Raw genomic sequence first — 14,697 nt, 5'->3', positions numbered from 1 at the left:
GCGCAACGCCTTTCTTGTAGAGCGAGAGCGTGGAGTCGGGTGTTTTTTGCTGTGCTTCAGCAGTGAGTGCTGCAGCCTGCTTTGAAGAGCTCATGCGGTGGCTCAGTTGCCGGGAAACCTGGGTAACTCGTAGCGGAATCGGGTGGGTTGGAGAGCGTCGTCGTCGGGTGTCCAGTTTTCGAAGATGTGCGTTTGTCCGCCGCTGGTGTCGTAGTTGTCGTTGACGATGATTTCGCTGACGACGAAGAGGTCTGTGATGTCGGGGCCGCGGGCGTGGTCGACTTCGTTGATGGTGAGTTCGACGGCGGCTGCGGCGCCGGTGGTGCCTTTGACCTCGACGTGGAGTTCTTCGCCTTTTCGCCGGCATTCGAGGTCGTAGGGTTTGCCGAGTTCGGTGACGTGCCAGCCGAGTTTCTCGTAGTGCGCGGTCGCGGTCGCGACGGCGTGCTGCTCGACGGCCCTGCGTTTCTTGGGGTCCTGAAGTCGGCCGAGGCCCGAACTCGTCGTTGTGCGCCGGCTCTTGGTCCCAGGCTGTGGGGTGCGGGCGCCGGGAGTCCGGGCCAGTTTGATGGTGGGGTGCCGCTTCGGATCGTCGGGCAGGGTGACCGCGTCGGTGAGGTGCGCCGCAGTGAAGAGGTGCGTCGGATCGAAGTGGGCGAGCTTGCCGAAACCGCGGTGTGTGCCGGAGACCTTGAGTTGCCTGCTGGCTTCGGCGGGGAGTGGCCCGCCGGGGCCGAGCGGGACCTCAGTGGCGGTGCCGAGGGGGATGATGCCGAAGTGGTGGGGGTAGATCAGCTGGTCTTGATCGAGTTCGTCGGGCCAGTGCTTGGCTTCGGTGGGGTAGAAGCCACTGGTGGCCTGGCAGATGTGCAGGTTCGCCGATTTGCTGAACCATTGCTCGTCGGTGACTCGTGGTGAGGCGCCTTCGGCGAAGACGACGAAGTCGAAGGTGGCGCCGATGAGGTCGTCAGGGAGCTCACGGAAGCCCCAGGTGCAGGTGTCGAGGCCGTGCTGGAGGTTCTTGAGGCTGTCCTGCCCGACATAGACCATGAGGACAGGGCGTGTCGTTTCGACGGTGAACCCGAGACGTTCGAGGTGACGCTTGACGGTGGCTCGTCCGCCGGTGAAGTCGCCCGGTCGCAGGGCTCGGCCGTCGATGTACTGGTGTGCTACTCCGGCGATGGCTTTCGACGGGTACCGCTTGCCGTCGTGGACGAGCTCGTACTGCCTGGCCGCATCGAAGCCGTAGGTGGCGAAGAACGCGTCAGGGTCGCTGTCGTACTCGGCGAGCGTCTTCAGGACGGCTTCTCTCGTCACGTCGGTGTAGGCCATGATCGAAGCTTAGGATGAGGTGCCGACACTTTCGTCGGAATCAGCTGCTCGAGGTAGGCCTGGGTGTCCGGATCGGTGGAGTAGAGCCGACAGCCCCGGCTGCCGCGGGTAAGCAGTACGCGGTAGATGTTGAACGCCAGCCGCAGGTACCGGTCGGGGCTGACGTCACTCATCACGGGGTCTTCACTGCACTCCGGACGGGCTTCCCACTGATCGTTACGGCGGACGAGGTCCGGTCCCATGATGACCGCGCTGTAGGGGTACTCAAGGCCCTGTGTGGTGTAGATGCAACCGACCTGCTCATGCCCGCCGGGATCGGTGGCCCACGCCTGACTGTGCGGAACGATGATGTTCTCCTCCGCATCACGCATCACGTACCTGGAGTTCCACGGCAGGTACCGGTTGCGTATCTCGTCGGTCAGCGGGTCCTCCCACTTGAGTTCGACCTCGCGGTTTAGCGGGGACTTGGCCGGGCGGTCGGCCCAGGGCCAGCAGAAGCCGGCGGAGATACGGGCAGTCGTACCGAGGTCGTTGTGGGCGTTCACCCAAGCTTCCAGGTCGTCGGGATTCGCCGAGGTGGCGAAGTCGTAGTCGTCCGCCGTCCACGGCTGTGGAGTGGGGCCTTGGGAGAGAAGGTCGTCGATCCAGTGCAGGTAGCGTTGCGATCCACCGCATCGGAACTGATGGACCAGGTCGATCCGCGTGGTGTCGGCCCCGTGGTCGCGGATCAGCTTCTCGAGCGCGTCGGCGGTGATGCCCTCCTCCGGGTGGATGATCTGCCTCTCGTCCAGGAAGATGACAGACAGGCGTGTGGCGTTCAGCAGCTTGGGTACGACGTCGGCGAGATCCTTGATCCGCTGTGCTTCGTCGATGATCGGGACGTGACGTTCCCGGGGAATCGCCTTGAGGTAGTCGCGGGTGTTACGGACCAGGCCATCGGCACCGGGGCCAGCAGCCCGGCTCAGCTGCCAGCGCAATGTTCCCGAGGGAGTCAGATAGCGGGTCGTGCAGGTTGTACCGTGACGCTTGGCGAGACGAGGAATCGTCGCGACCAGCCGCGTCGCGATAACCGTCTTACCGGTTCCCGGACCGCCGGTCACGATGAGGACGTGCCGGTCCGGCCGGTCCAGCGCTTTCCGCAGGCGTGACTGCAGTTCCAGCAGGGCATCCTGCTGCTCATCAAGCAGGGTCATCGACGGATCCCCGTTGAGGGTGCGCTCGAACTCGTCGAACACCGACATCGGGGGACTGTGCCTCGTGGCCAAGAAGTCCTTGACCTGCTCATCACTCGGGGCAGTGAGCCCGGCGCCGCCGAAGGCGTCCAGTACTGCGGTGTGATCCTCCAAATCGTCACGGCCGAGAACCGGGATTTCGCCGGCCCACGTGTCTGACCTGCGTAAAGCGCGTGCCACGGACGAGGCGGCGTTGTGCAGCACGGTGACGGCGCCGACGACCAGGTTGAGGTCCGCCCGTCGCAGCCACGTCCGCAGATACCGGACATATCCAGCGGCCTGCACGCACGGATGAGTGGTCACAGCGCCATGGGCCAAGACCCTGTCCGGCTCGGAGTCGATGGGGTGGCACTCGCTCCACTGTTTGAGCTCTACCACGACCGCCCGCAGCGACCCGTCCTGCCCAGCCCCGAGCACGAGAGCGTCGACGCGCTTGCCGTTGCCCTGGAGCGAGTACTCGAGCCCGATCCAGAGCTCGCCAAGCCCCGCGCCCATCAACGCGTCCAGCAACGGCGGCCAGCTCCTCTGCTCCGCGTCGCCCGCAGTATTCCCATGCAACTCCCGAAACCGCCGGGCGCAGCCAGCCAAGAACTCGCCCGGCGCCCCTTCGAACAGGCCCGCAGCATCCCCGATCGTCCCCCCATGGATGTACATGGACACCGTTCTAGCAGAGGTAGCCGACAGTCTTCCCCGGAGGTTGCGCCTTCCTCGGCTTCACGTTTAGCTGCCGGCGGTCTCACGGCCCTGCGTCCTCCTCGTCGTGAAGTGCAGCAGCTGGAGGCTTCAGAACAGCGTGAGCTGGTTTCCGCGTGGATGTTGTTAGAGATTGAGAGGTCGGCCGACCCATGTCAGGTGGTACTCGGAGACTAGGTCACCTTTGCGACTGCGTCCTTTAAGAATTCCGATCCTTGTTCTTCCTTCCACGACCTGCAGTCCCGAAGTTGATGGACTAATTAGTGAACGATCGATAAGTACTGGCCATCGCTTCCAAGTGCCGTGCGTATCCCAGCATAGAGCGACACCCATGTGAATCCCGTGACTGCGAACCTTGATCCAATGTTCAGGGTTGGCCGCGAATGCGTCGATACAGTCGCGTTCGGAGTTTCCGGTAGGCGTCCGGATGAGCACTTCCGTGGAAATGGATTCGACGCCCCAGATGATCTGAGATATATCAACATCGGAATAGTCGAGAAGAAACTCTTCTTTATCCGCATGGTCATACAGCCATTGCTTGAGCACGTCGGCGGGCCAGTGGAGCCCGACAACTTTGGGGTGCCGTCGAAATTCTTCGAATCCGAATCCATCTTCGCGGCAGGACCGAGAGATCAAACTGAAGTCAGCTAGGTGCACGGTGTTCAGTGTGGCTGACAAACGGACTATCCGCAATCTGCTGACTAGTAACACGTCATGCTGAAGACATCGACACCCGAATCGTGTAGTCGGCCGACTGCTTCCAACTGTCGAGTTGCCTGCTGTCTTCTTAAGATTGCTCTCGGCTTAGCTAGGCGGACGCTCGTTGACCATCACTGGGATCGCTGGCCCGGTGATCAAGGTCGGACTCGAGCTTGGTCTTGTGCTCGACAAGCCAATCGCGGGTCTGGTGGACAGTGAGGGCCTTGTTACTGACGCGTTCAAGCTGATGCTCGTAGAAGGCGACGTCATGCACGTTCTCAAGAAACAGGCTTGTCGTGGGCTCTTGGTGGTGAACGAGCGGAAGATGTTGATTGTGTCGATAGAGGACGAAGCCTGCATGGAGGCTAGTCAGGGCGAAATCATCGGGCATGAGGTGGATGCGGTGACGAGGCAGCGACGACGTGATTAGGAGATGCAGGATCTGCTCATGGAGGACTGCAGGATGTGCTGTGCTCCCGAGTAACGCGGTTTTGCGCAGATAGAATGTAAAGGGACCTGGCACGTGGGGGGACGTTGACTGGCTGGCGAGTCGCGTGCGCACTCCGACATTGAGCGCGTGTCCATCCTCGATACCGTTTTTGGTGAGGGTCTCGCGAATGTACGACTCGATCTGGAGTTGCCGCGGGATGTCTACTGGGTCGTAGGCCGCGATGGTCTGGCTGCCCCTGTCGAGCACCTTGATGAGTGGAAGGCAGTCGGGGAAGCCTATCGGGTGGCTCCTGACCTGGTAGCCGTCGTCGGGGAGGCGGTCTAGGGCTACCAAGTCGTCGAGTTCCTGTGGGCTGGCTTTCGCGCGGGCGAGGTAGATGGCGATATCGCCGGCTTGGTAGTTGCGGAGACCGCTCTCGAGGCGCGAGATGGTGGAGGCGGGCCAGCCGAGCATGCGGCTCATGTCGGTTGCCAGGTAGCCGGCGCGCATGCGGATTCGCCGCAGCTCGGCGCCTAGCTCTCGTTGCTTTGCCGTGGAAAAGAGGCCGTCTACGCGACGACCTCTTTGCGTGTGAATAACGCGTGTGTCCGAGGGGCGAGTTGCTCACTATCCACACGTCTCCACCTGCCTAGATGAGGCTCAGGGCGTGGGAGCTGCTTGTCGGCCTGGACGTCATTAGAGGGGCTTCACCAGGCAGGACGGCAGCGCACGCCAGTGGTCTGGCAGGGAAAGTGTCGGTGGTTCGTGCGAGGCTGGTTACGTGCGACTTCGTGATGCTCATGGTGTGGAACTGAACGCGGACTTTGGCGTTGAGGTCGATGAGGGCCGTTTGAGTCTTGTGCTGGAGAGTGCCGGCGGGAGGACTGCTGGAGCGGATCGTCCACGTAACGACCAGTACGTTCCCGTGTTGAGGTTGCTGCTGGAGCGCCTGCGTGAGCGGGACGCAGTTCTGCTGTCTGCGTTGGTTGCTTCTGCGCGGGTTTCGGGATTGTCCGAGGACGAGCGGACCCTGGTCAGGGGGCCGTTGAAGCTTACCGGGGTGACCGATGTCGAGCAGTTGAGGCTTGAGATCACCAGTGCGCAGGGTCGTGTCGGGTTGCCGCCCGGTGCGCGAAAGGAAGGCAACAACCGCAAACGCATCCGGCTTCGCCTCGAAGTTCCGGGGTACAACCTTGAAGACGCGACACGGCTCGCCGTAGACCTCGTCGACCCGCGTACCGAGCCGGTTGACCAGTTGGCTTCTTCCAGGGAGCTGCCGACTGCGAAAGAGCTGCTCGACGCTCTGACCGGGGTGGAGATCCTGACCGCGACAGGCAGTCCGAACACCGTGCTCGAAGTGCACGGGAACGTAGCGCGCGTTCAGACCGAACGCTCTCCTGGCGGAAGGCTTGTCGAGATCAGCGAGGTGCAGAGGGGCTTGGACAAACTCGCTGAGCACCGGTCCGTGCGGGTGACGGTTGACGAGCTGGGACACCGGAGTGCGTTTGTGGGCGCGGTGTTGGCGACGCTTCCCGGAGCACGGTTCGGCGGCCCGCCCGCGGAAGTGATCCTGCGCGAGCCGACCGGCGACGAGGTCACGGGCGATCTTCACTTCGGCGAACTCGACGCGGTCACCAGCGTCAAAGTCCGGACAGAGCAGAAGAAGCTGCGAAAGCTCCTGGCCGGAGGCGCAGCTTTCGCCGAGTGCGCGCTCTGCGGAGATCGATACCCGATCGACTTTCTCATCGCTGCGCACATCAAGAAGCGTGCCGTCTGTACAGATCAAGAACGCCGCGACTTGACCCACATCGCGATGCTCGCCTGCTCCTTCGGCTGCGACACGCTGTATGAATCTGGCTGGATAACCGTCGACCAGCAAGGCTTCGTGCAAACACGACCGGCTGATGACCTGCCCGAAGGACTCCTTCGAACTCGACTCTTGCACCTGCAAGATCGACAGTGCTCAGCCCACAGCGCCAGCTCAGAAACCTACTTCGCCTGGCATCGAACGAACGCGTTTACCTTGAACGGACCTCCGTAAGACCTGATCAGCATCGATGCTGCCACTTGGACGCCGCCTATCGGAACGTACGTCCGCTTGCCGCGCGCTCCGCGCCTGCTTCGGGCCCAACGAGGCCCTGGCGATGTGGGGTCGGCAGGGGGTTAGCGGCGCTGCTTCAGACAAGGACGATACATTCTTTGGGCCAGGCCGGTCGGTTAAGGGGAGGAAATGGCTGCAGTTTCCACGAAGTCGCGGCGAGGCGTCATTTACGTCCTGTTCAACCAAGCTTATCCCGGTGCACTGAAGATTGGCCGGACGAAACAGGACGCGGTGGCGCGTGCCCGAGAATTGTCGCGAGCGACGGGGGTTCCGCAACCTTTTGAGGTTCTCTGCGACGTCGTAGTCTCCGATGCGGTCGCCGCTGAGCGGGAAATCCATGCTGCACTGTCCGATGAGCGCGTTAATCCCAGGCGTGAATTCTTCCGTGTCAAGATGCGCGACGCAGTGCGTTTGGTTCTAGAGGTTGCAGCGCGTTATCCTGTTAATCCGGAAGCGGAATCCGAGGAGATCGACATTCTACCTGCCCTTGAGGGCAGAATGCGACGATGGCTGCGGAATGACCTCGTTGGTCTTCATTTCGTCCAGTATTCAGACCTCTGCCTTCTCCGGATGACATTTCAGCCTGTGGTGGATTCCCCCGACGCATATGAGGTCGTGTTCGATCTACGAGTATTAGGTGACGGAGACTACGATACTGACGACTGCGATATCTGTGGTCAGTCTTACTACACAGATGAAGATCCATGCGAGCACCGAGGCCTCGTATTTGACCCATTTCGTCGAAGTATCGAAGAGAACGCTGACGCCGTCGTTCGAGAACTGGATACATACTCTATGTACATGGTCGGAATCGATGTTCTCAACGAGGAGGCAGCCGATTACGTGAGTCGCGAAAAGAAAAACGATGTTCCATGCCAATCTTACAAGGTAGTTGACACTAAGTACGACATCTGGGGTGCAGGGCCGGACGATCCGGCGGCGATCGCACGTCTTAGTCGGGCAGCCACCCGAGAGAGGCGGCTATGATGGTGCCGATTGTCTTCGCATGGCCCTAGGGGACAGTCTGGAGCTTGTCGCTTCACCAACGCCTACGTCTCGCCATGCGAATATCTGCTCAGGATTTAGTCAAGCAGTCCATGGTATCCGGCTGGGTGCGACTAGGGCCGTGTCGGCGAACGTCACTGACCGGCGAAGCCAACTATGCATGCATTACTTGTTGTGCGTCAGCGCGTCGCTGAGAAAAGTACACCGCTGTTCTGTATCATCGGACCCATGAGCACAGTGATTGCCTTCTTCAACAATAAGGGTGGCGTCAGTAAGACAACCACCTGCTTTAACGTCGGCTGGATGCTTGCTGAACGTGGACATAAAGTGGTCTTGGTGGACGCGGACCCGCAATGTAATCTTACCGGCATGGTGATAGATGTCAGGGAAGACGGGGCGCTCGAAAATTTCTATCGAGACAACCCTACTCGAAACCTTAAAGACGCACTAGAACCTGCATTCGCTTCAAGACCGAAGCCTCTTGTTGCAGTTGACTGTGTCCCCGTTGAAGGCCGTGAAAATTTATGGCTAATTCCAGGCCATGTTGGACTTGCGGAAGACGAAGTCTCTTTGGGAATTGCACAACAATTATCTGAATCAGTGCAAGCTTTAAAGAATCTTCCCGGGAGCTTTAGGCATCTTTTCGATCTTACCTCTGAAGCTTACGATGCAGATTATGTTCTCGTGGATCTAAGTCCAGGTCTTGGATCTATTAATCAAAACCTGGTTACTACTGCAGACTACTTTGCGGTTCCGGTTAGCCCGGACATATTTTCCGTCATGGCTCTTGAGTCGCTGACGCGAGTTCTTCCTCGCTGGGCAAGCTGGGCAAGAAACGCGGCCCAGCTGGATGCCCTTGCTGACGCTGACTACCCCTTTCCGGAGCCGAAATTGAAGTTCCTCGGCACCATAGTTCAGCGATATCGACTTAAGGGGGGTGAGCCCACTGAGGCTTTCCGCAGGTATTTCGAGGAGTTAGATGGAGCAATTGGCGGAAGGCTAATTCCAGCCTTCTCCAAGGCAGACTTACTTCTGGAAAATTCTGCATACGCCGATGCTGGACTCGAAGAAACTCTACGCCTTGCGAGTATTCCTGATTTCAACACCTTGATTGCAAATTCACAACAATCAAGAAAGCCGGTATTTATGCTCACACAAGAGGATATTGGAAAGCGAGGCTTCGTGTGGGCGACACAAAAAGAAAACATCGAATCTTATCGAAGGATATTTGACGATATTGCCGTCAAAATCGAGAAGCTCACGAGGCAGTAATGGCCGCGCGAAGATTACAGGAGTTTCAACGCGAAATAACACGTGCAAGGGATCTCGTGGGTCTTGGTCAAAGCATTAAGGGGATGACCCAAGGCTTGGTCGATGCTTCTGACCTGTATCGCAGTAGTCTGGTTCAGGCGGTTGCCGCACTTGATTCCTATGTTCATGGCGTAGTTCTTGATCGCGCCGTAGATTTGCTTATGGGAAGAATGCAGGCAACGACAAAGGACGCCAAGGTCGGATTGAATTTCTCCGCTGTCCAGGAAATTGTCTCGGCTGCATTGCCTGCGGATCGTGAAATTGCAGCAAGGCGACATATTTCTCAACGGCTCGCGCTGGAAACCTTTCAAAAGCCTGACGATGTCGCGAAAGCATTTAGCATGGTAGGCGTGGGAAAGATTTGGTCGACTGCTTTTCCTGGAGGGCCGAGTAACGCCTCGACTGCGTTGAGTCTCGTAGTGAGGCGGCGAAACAGAATTGTTCATCAATGCGACTCGGACCCACTGGCTCCAGGGCAAGTTACACCACTCAGTGATCAGGACGCATTGGACAGTGTTGCAACTGTAGAAATGACAGTTGCAACAATCGACTCCATTTTGTAACGGGCAACAGGTTGAAATGTCCCTTTTGGTGAACTTCGGTGCGCAAGCTAGCTAAGCACACTTTGAGACTTTTGGGCTAAGTCGAGCTTCAATATAAGTCGCAAAGGCAAGTGGAAGCTATTTCGAATCGATTTTCCTTGTGCGCCCTCATTTCCCGTGGGCGACCTGTTGTGTAATCAGAGATTGAATGGCGTCTTACTTCTTGTAGTGACCAATGTACTTGCTGTGTTCTGAGATGAGGTTTTGGGGCAGTTGGCCGTGTGACCTGCTGGCTACCTTTGGGATGATCGACTGGTGATCGAGTTCCATTTCGGCCAGGTGGCTCACGAACCAGTCGCGGGTTTGTTGGCGAGTCAGGGCCTTGTGGGCGATGCGTTCAAGCTGACATTCGTAGAATGCGACGTCATCATCGTTTTCGAGGAACAGGCTGGTTGTGGGCTGTTGGTGATGAATGAGCGGACGGTGCTGGTCGTGTCGATACAAGGCGAAGCCTGCATGAAGGCCGGTCAAAGTAAAGTGATCGGGCACGAGGTGGATGTGGTGATGAGGTAGGGACGACATGATCAGCAGGTGCAGCACCTGCTCGTGTTTGACGACAAGTTCTCCAGGGTGTACGAGCAGCGTGTTTTCGTGCAAGTAGAAGGTGAAGGGGCCAGGTATCCGGCGGGAAGCTGCTTGGCTGGCGAGCCGTGTGTGCACTGCTGCGTCAAGAACGGGACCGTCCTTGTGTCCGCATCTCGCTAGGGTCTGGCGAATGTATGGCTCGATCTGGAGTTGCCGCGGGATTTCGACGGGGTCATAGGTCGTGATGGACTGGCTGCCTGCGTTGAGCACGGAGATGAGTGGAAGGTCGTCGGAGAAGCCCGCGGGGTGGCTTCTGACCTGGTAGCCGTCGTCGGGGAGGCGGTCAAGGGCTACCAGCTTGTCGAGTTCGTGAGGAGTTGCCTTCGCTCGGGCGAGGTAGATGGCGATGTCGCCGGCTTGGTAGCTGCGGAGGCCACTTTCCAGGCGCGAGATAGTGGAGGCGGGCCAGCCCAGCATGCGACTCATGTCAGTTGCGAGGTAACCGGCGCGCATACGGATCCGGCGCAGCTCTGCACCAAGCTCCCTCTGCTTCGCGGTAGACAACTGGGGCGTCTTCTTCGATTTCACCAGTTCCTGCTCAGGGTGTTGTGGCGAATGCCGGGCTGGACTTGGGGACAGATCGGCCGTCTCGCAAGACACATACCGTCGAAGGCGTTGTGACACGTGAAAGTGTCCCTGAACTGTGGGAACGCTTCGTGTGACGGCTGAGTCGGCTGGCTTCGAACCCGTCACACCGTCACGAACCGCCTGCGGGAGTCGAGCTTTGGAGGCGGCGATCAGGTGTCACGCCGGTGGGCTGGGCCAGCGCGCTGGGCAGCGACGAGGTCTACGGCTCGGCTAGCGACTCGCTGGAACGCGGTCACGTGACCGGTGAGCCGTTCGAAGCCGAGTTCGGTGAGACGTAGCAGGCTTCGATGCTGTTTGTGTCGAGCTACGTACCCGGCGGCGAGCAGTCGGTCGGTATGAGAGGCGAGGACTCGTGAGCTGACGCGAAGGCGCGTCGTCAGAGCGCCCTCTTGGTGCCACCTGACGTCAGCAAGAAGACACAGGACGAACAGCCGGATCGGCAGGAGTAGAAGCGGGTCGAGCTCACGCTGGAAGACGGGGAGCGAGGCGTCGGCTGGCGATGTCATGACTCGCCGCGGGGTAGCTCGGTAGTGCGGAGAGCAGCGCTCGAAGCCGGAAGCCCGCGGGTTCGAGCAGTGCTCGGCAAATGCCGCGCACACGGCCTCCGAGCGCTGGCCCCAAGAGAACGTCGGAAGAGTCGGCGCAAGCGCGACGGCTTGCGGTGCTGAGGCGGGCGGAGACGCCGTTCGACGGTGGATAGCGTCGAACGGGCTGACAGGTACGCCTTGCAGCGGCCACAAGGTCGCCCAGGCGGAACGAGCATCGAGAAGGGCAGCACGATGTGACCGCAGAGTCCCTCGTATCGGCCGAGGTCGTCATCTCGGCTGCGCGCGAACTCTTCGTCGGTTACAGCGTGATCGAGGCCATCGACCTCGCTCCTGTGCCAGGTGACGTATATCCCGGCGGCCGCATCCGGCTGTTGTACGTCGCGCATGAGTCCTCCGCTACCTACAGGCTGACCAGCCACAACGAGCTGTAGTATCTGAAATCAGCCTGCCTTATGCGCTCATTTAGGCGACAGGACGTGCGGGCGACATAGCGAGGACATCTCGCGGGGGAGCATGAACGCCGGGAGGGCGAGATGACGACTGGCGGCGGCAGTGACGACCTGCCGCGGACAGTGCTGGAAATGAAGCTCCGGGAGCGGAATCAGACGCTCGCGGAGTTCGTCGAGGATGCCGAGCGGTTCGCGCGCAGGTTCGGTGAGCCTGGCACGCTCAGCGTCCGGCACCTGCAGCGCTTGATCTCGGGACGCAAGCCGGACGGATCACCGGTCGGACGCCCGCGCCCAGCTACCGTGCGCCTGCTCGAACGGATGCTCAGTCTTGGGATCGGCGAGCTGCTGTCGGCACCTGATGCCGTCCGCAGTTCTTCGGAAGACCCGGATGCGGAACTCCGGCAGCGACTTAGCGCTGCTCGCCGGGTGAACGCGGACGTGTTGACCCTGCTTCACAGCCAGTTGTCCTCGGTCCGGCGCCTTGATCGGGAGTTGGGTGCTTCAACAGCTCACGAAGAGGTGGCTACAAAAATCCGGCAAATCGCGCGTTTGCGGTCCCACAGCCTCACTTCGGACGTTCGTGGCCGACTTGCCGCTCTGCTCGCCGAGTTCGGCACGCTCGCCGGCTGGCAGAGGCTCGATATGGGTTCCGTTCACGACTCCTGGCAGTTCTACGAGCAAGCCAAGGCGGCTGCTCGCGAGTCTGGCGACGAGGCATTCGAAGTTCACTGTCTCGCTGAACAGGCCTTCGTGCTGATCGACGTCGGAGAGACTGGATCAGCGGTCGGCCTGTTGTGCGCTGCCGAGCGTCAGGCCCGACATCTCGCCGGTCGCCTCCTGCGAGCGTGGCTCGCCGCCGCGCACGGTGAGGCCCTTGCGGCAGACGGGCAGCGTTCGGCGAGTCTGCTGGCCTTCGATCGTGCCGCAGCGCTTCTGCCGACCGACGTGTCCGCAGTGGACGGTCCCTACGTGGTTCTTGATCCTGTTCATCTCGCGAGGTGGCGTGGGCACGCGCTCGCCCGGATCGGCGAGCCGGAGGCGGTAGGTGTGCTTTCGACAGCGCTCAGCCGTCTCGATCCGACGTTCACGCGCGCGGAGGCAGCGTTGCGAGTGGACCTCGCGACGGCATTCGTCACGATGGGCGAGCACGAAGAAGGCCGAGCGCACGCAGCTCGTGCTCGTACCCTTGCTGTCGAAATCGGGTCTGTGCGGCAGCAACGTCGAATTGCCCAGCTCATCGCTTCGGGGCGCGAAGACTGAGCGGGAGGTGGTACTGCGGGCAACTGCCAGCCCGTAGGCTCGCGGCGTGGCAGACGAGCATGGGTCGTGGAAGACGTTCGGTGAGCGCCTGGTCTACGACAACCGATGGGTCAAGGTCGGGCTGACGGACGTCGAGGCGCCGAATGGCGAGCGCTGGGACTACCACGTCGTGCACCTCGCGCGGATAGCTATCGCGTTGATCGTGAACGACCGGGACGAGGCGCTGATGCTGTGGCGCTACCGGTTCGCTACCGAGCAATGGGGCTATGAGCTGTTGGGCGGTATGGTCGACGACGGCGACGACTCCGCCGGGACGGCCGCGCGGGAGGCGGCCGAAGAGTCCGGCTGGCAGCCGGTCGGTGAGCCGGAACATCTGGTGAGCTTCGAGCCGCTGCCAGGCCAGGTCACGGCGCCGGTCGATGTGTACCTGTGGCGCGAGGCTGAACACATCGGCGAGCCCACCGACACGGAAGAAGTCGGCAGGGTGGAGTGGGTGCCGCTGTCGCGGGTCAACGAGCTTACGCAGCGTCAGGAGCTGCTCGGATCGGGCACGCTGGTGTCCCTGCTCTACTACCTCAACTCACGCCGGGTCTGAGTCGCCTGGCAACACCAGTCGTTCCAGCCGAAGCCGTAGCCGCACGGAGCCGACCTGGGAGATGATCCGCCTGGCCTGCTGCGCATAGGTCCGGGCGGCCTCTCGGTCGCCTGATGCGCTGTAGGCGAGGGCGAGATCCACATACACGGCGGCGCCGGCGCGAACGAAGGACGTCGACCGGGCATCATCGACCACGCGTTCAAGATGCTCGATCGCTTCGGGCGCGCCGAGGTGCACCAACGCGTTGCCGCGCCATCGGTCGAGATGGCTGCCGCCGAGGAAGACGAACGGAAGCTCCGGGTGGACGACTTCGTTCGGTAGGAGTGTGTCGGCCTCGTCGAACGCTCGGAGAGCTTCGTCCCGGTGACCAGCGATCGCGTGGCCTTCGCCCTCCGCGGCCGCGAGCCAGGCACGCAGCAGTTCCGGGGCGCGCTCGCCGATCGAACGCGCCTCCTCGAACAGGGCGAGTGCGTCATCGACGTTGCCCGTGTCGATGAGGACGAATGCCTGCTCAGCTGTCGCGTGGGCAAGCAATCCGGTCGAGCCGGACTCCATTGCCGCGTATTTCGCGCGTTCGTAGTGCGTCCATGCCTGAGCAAGTGAGCCGATGTCGAGGGAGTTCCACCCCGCCAGCGTGGATGCCTCGACGAGCACGCCGGCCAGCGGAGCCCTGTCGCGACGCAGGATGGTGTGCCTGAGCAGGCCCTCAATCTCGGTGATCTGTCCGCGGAGCCGTTCGAGCCTCGCGGCTGATCCGAACCGACGGTCGGCATGGCGAACGCTGATGACCTCGTCGCGGAACAGTTCGATGGTCTGCTCGTCCACTCGGCGGGCGATAACCAGCCGTTCGGCCAGCTCGTCGCCTGAGGGGCCGGCGAACTCGCCCGTGGGGAACCCGAGATCGTCGTCGGTTCGGCCGTAGATCTCGCGCAGGACGGCGCGCATCGGCGGTTCGGGCACCACATGGCCGTTCTCCCACCGGGAGATATCCGTCTTCCGGCTGGGGACCGAGCGTTCGGGCAATCCGTGTGCCGCTGCACGCGCGTTGATTGCTCGTGCGAGTTTCTCCTGACTCCAGTCAAGCGCATTCCGGGAGGCTTTCAAGGGGCTTGCCGAGTTCATGACGCGCACCTCCGGCACTGGCCTTGAACTGCGGAGATAACAGGGAATAACACGGGGCATGTAAACCGCTGCCAGCTCCCGCGGCCCGGAAAAATGCCGTTTCTTGGTGACATGAGAAACGACAAGGAACACCGGCGGTCGACCG

The 14,697-nt window shown here is 61.0% G+C and carries 12 protein-coding genes and 1 pseudogene; 7 read left to right on the top strand and 6 right to left on the bottom strand.

The annotated features are described in order from the left end of the window. Window positions 1–102: 102 nt before the first annotated feature. From ACLJRM_RS39590 to ACLJRM_RS39580, 3 genes are all read right to left on the bottom strand, one after another. Window positions 103–1,332, bottom strand: coding sequence for a protein NO VEIN domain-containing protein (locus ACLJRM_RS39590; protein WP_410665974.1), 1,230 nt, complete (start codon window positions 1,330–1,332; stop codon window positions 103–105). After that, entirely contained in the window at window positions 1,314–3,218 is a 1,905-nt protein-coding gene (locus tag ACLJRM_RS39585) for a DNA/RNA helicase domain-containing protein (protein ID WP_410665993.1), read from the bottom strand. Before ACLJRM_RS39585 ends, ACLJRM_RS39590 begins: the two co-directional genes overlap by 19 nt. A gap of 847 nt (window positions 3,219–4,065) precedes the next feature. Next, window positions 4,066–4,983 carry a helix-turn-helix domain-containing protein gene (locus tag ACLJRM_RS39580; protein ID WP_410665992.1) on the bottom strand — a complete coding sequence of 306 codons (918 nt, stop codon included), beginning with the start codon at window positions 4,981–4,983 and terminating at the stop codon, window positions 4,066–4,068. A gap of 208 nt (window positions 4,984–5,191) precedes the next feature. Here ACLJRM_RS39580 and ACLJRM_RS39575 point away from each other — a divergent pair, with 208 nt between their 5' ends. From ACLJRM_RS39575 to ACLJRM_RS39560, 4 genes are all read left to right on the top strand, one after another. Then, complete coding sequence (locus tag ACLJRM_RS39575) at window positions 5,192–6,427, top strand: hypothetical protein (RefSeq protein WP_410665973.1); 1,236 nt, start codon at window positions 5,192–5,194, stop codon at window positions 6,425–6,427. Window positions 6,428–6,616: 189 nt separating this feature from the next. Then, complete coding sequence (locus tag ACLJRM_RS39570) at window positions 6,617–7,474, top strand: GIY-YIG nuclease family protein (protein WP_410665972.1); 858 nt, start codon at window positions 6,617–6,619, stop codon at window positions 7,472–7,474. A gap of 246 nt (window positions 7,475–7,720) precedes the next feature. Then, window positions 7,721–8,764: a ParA family protein gene (locus ACLJRM_RS39565; RefSeq protein WP_410665971.1), complete on the top strand. Its 1,044-nt coding sequence runs from the start codon at window positions 7,721–7,723 to the stop codon at window positions 8,762–8,764. Window positions 8,765–8,847: 83 nt separating this feature from the next. Next, the gene (locus tag ACLJRM_RS39560; protein WP_410665970.1) at window positions 8,848–9,366 is read left to right on the top strand and encodes a hypothetical protein; all 519 of its coding nucleotides are present in this window, start codon (window positions 8,848–8,850) and stop codon (window positions 9,364–9,366) included. A gap of 195 nt (window positions 9,367–9,561) precedes the next feature. Here ACLJRM_RS39560 and ACLJRM_RS39555 read toward each other — a convergent pair whose 3' ends face one another. After that, window positions 9,562–10,518: a helix-turn-helix domain-containing protein gene (locus ACLJRM_RS39555; RefSeq protein ID WP_410665969.1), complete on the bottom strand. Its 957-nt coding sequence runs from the start codon at window positions 10,516–10,518 to the stop codon at window positions 9,562–9,564. Between the two features lie 338 nt (window positions 10,519–10,856). Next, a pseudogene (locus tag ACLJRM_RS39550) lies at window positions 10,857–11,084 on the bottom strand (MarR family transcriptional regulator); the annotation flags it as partial. 275 nt (window positions 11,085–11,359) lie between these two features. Between ACLJRM_RS39550 and ACLJRM_RS39545 the strand changes: the two are divergent. From ACLJRM_RS39545 to ACLJRM_RS39535, 3 genes are all read left to right on the top strand, one after another. Then, window positions 11,360–11,557: a hypothetical protein gene (locus ACLJRM_RS39545; RefSeq protein ID WP_410665968.1), complete on the top strand. Its 198-nt coding sequence runs from the start codon at window positions 11,360–11,362 to the stop codon at window positions 11,555–11,557. 102 nt (window positions 11,558–11,659) lie between these two features. Then, window positions 11,660–12,835 carry a hypothetical protein gene (locus ACLJRM_RS39540; RefSeq protein ID WP_410665967.1) on the top strand — a complete coding sequence of 392 codons (1,176 nt, stop codon included), beginning with the start codon at window positions 11,660–11,662 and terminating at the stop codon, window positions 12,833–12,835. Between the two features lie 46 nt (window positions 12,836–12,881). Beyond that, window positions 12,882–13,430, top strand: a complete 549-nt coding sequence (locus tag ACLJRM_RS39535; protein WP_410665966.1) for an NUDIX hydrolase — start codon at window positions 12,882–12,884, stop codon at window positions 13,428–13,430. Here ACLJRM_RS39535 and ACLJRM_RS39530 read toward each other — a convergent pair. Next, complete coding sequence (locus ACLJRM_RS39530; protein WP_410665965.1) at window positions 13,416–14,552, bottom strand: tetratricopeptide repeat protein; 1,137 nt, start codon at window positions 14,550–14,552, stop codon at window positions 13,416–13,418. The genes ACLJRM_RS39535 and ACLJRM_RS39530 overlap by 15 nt on opposite strands. Window positions 14,553–14,697 lie beyond the last annotated feature (145 nt).

The organism is Amycolatopsis sp. lyj-84 (genome assembly GCF_046549075.1).
In the GTDB taxonomy this organism is placed as follows: domain Bacteria; phylum Actinomycetota; class Actinomycetes; order Mycobacteriales; family Pseudonocardiaceae; genus Amycolatopsis.
The sequence above is the reverse complement of the archived record's forward strand: the minus strand, read 5'-3'. Positions and strand labels throughout refer to the sequence as shown.